Source organism: Paraburkholderia sediminicola (genome assembly GCF_902859805.1).
Classification (GTDB): Bacteria; Pseudomonadota; Gammaproteobacteria; order Burkholderiales; family Burkholderiaceae; genus Paraburkholderia; species Paraburkholderia sediminicola.
Map to the genome: position 1 here is coordinate 1 of NZ_CADIKC010000035.1, position 1,079 is coordinate 1,079.

Below are 1,079 nucleotides of genomic sequence, written 5' to 3' on the forward strand. Positions count from 1 at the left end.
GGTCGATGTCATCGAGGATGTCCTCGCGGCCATGGCCTTCGAGCTCCACCAGCACGCGTGGGTGTGCGCTGCGTTGCGCCAGCGTGCGGGTGAGCGCGGCCAGCAGCAGGACTTCGGGTGTGAGGCCGGGGCGGCCGGTTCCGTGGGCGCTGTCGTATAGCAGGGCCGAGGTCGTCTGTGGGTCGAGGCGGATTGTGTGGGTTGCGGTGGGTGCGTTTGTCGCTGTGTTTGTCGAGGTGTTCGTCACCGTGTCTGTCGGTGTCGTTTCTGCTGCCGGCCATACCACCACGTCCGTGAGCCGCTGCTGCCACCAGCCCAGTTCCGCAAGACGCTCGGCCTGCATGCCGTACGCGTGCTGACGCATGCTCCAGACGCTGAACGGCGTGCTGCGCACGCCCAGCGCAATCGCCTCGCCACGCTCCGCCTGTGCATACGCCTGCTGCAGTTCCTCCAGCAGGATGCGCCACGACACCCCGTCCACCGCCAGGTGGTGGATCGCCAGCAGCACACGCTGGCCGTGTCGCCCCACATCCAGATACGCCGCCTTCAGCAGCGGACCGCGCTGCAGGTCCAGCTGCTGTTGCACCCGCGTGCACGCATCGTGCAACGCCTGCTCCCAGTCGCCGCTGTCGCCGATGGTGATCTGTTCGACCAGTGGGTCCTGCTGCCGGGTTTGTACTGGCGCCACCCGTTGCGTCCAGTTGCGCGTCGAGGCTTCCCCCACCCGCACAAACCGCAGCCGCAGCGCATCGTGCCGCGCCACCAGCGCCTGCAGCGCACGCTCCAGCACCGCCACCTCCAGCCCGCCGCGCACCCGCAGCAGCACCGCCTGGTTCCAGTGCGACGGCGCCGCCTCGAACCGTTCGAAGAAACTCCGCTGGATCGGCGTCAGCGGCACCGCTTCGTGCAGTTCGGCCTGCTCTACCTGCTCCACCTGCTCCCCCCCGCCCAGCTCCACCGCCACGCGTGCCTGCGCCTCGATCGTCGGATGATCGAACACCTGCTTCGGCGTGAGCTTCAGTCCCGCCTGACGCGCCTTCGCGATCAGCTGCAGGCTCACGATCGAATCGCCCCCCGCC

The 1,079-nt window shown here is 68.6% G+C and carries 1 protein-coding gene; it reads right to left on the minus strand.

Annotated features, from left to right (window positions below; all coding sequences use genetic code 11):
* The coding region (locus R8871_RS38305) for a condensation domain-containing protein (protein WP_246288092.1) at positions 1–1,060 on the minus strand (1,060 nt) is incomplete at its 3' end.
* Positions 1,061–1,079: the final 19 nt, after the last annotated feature.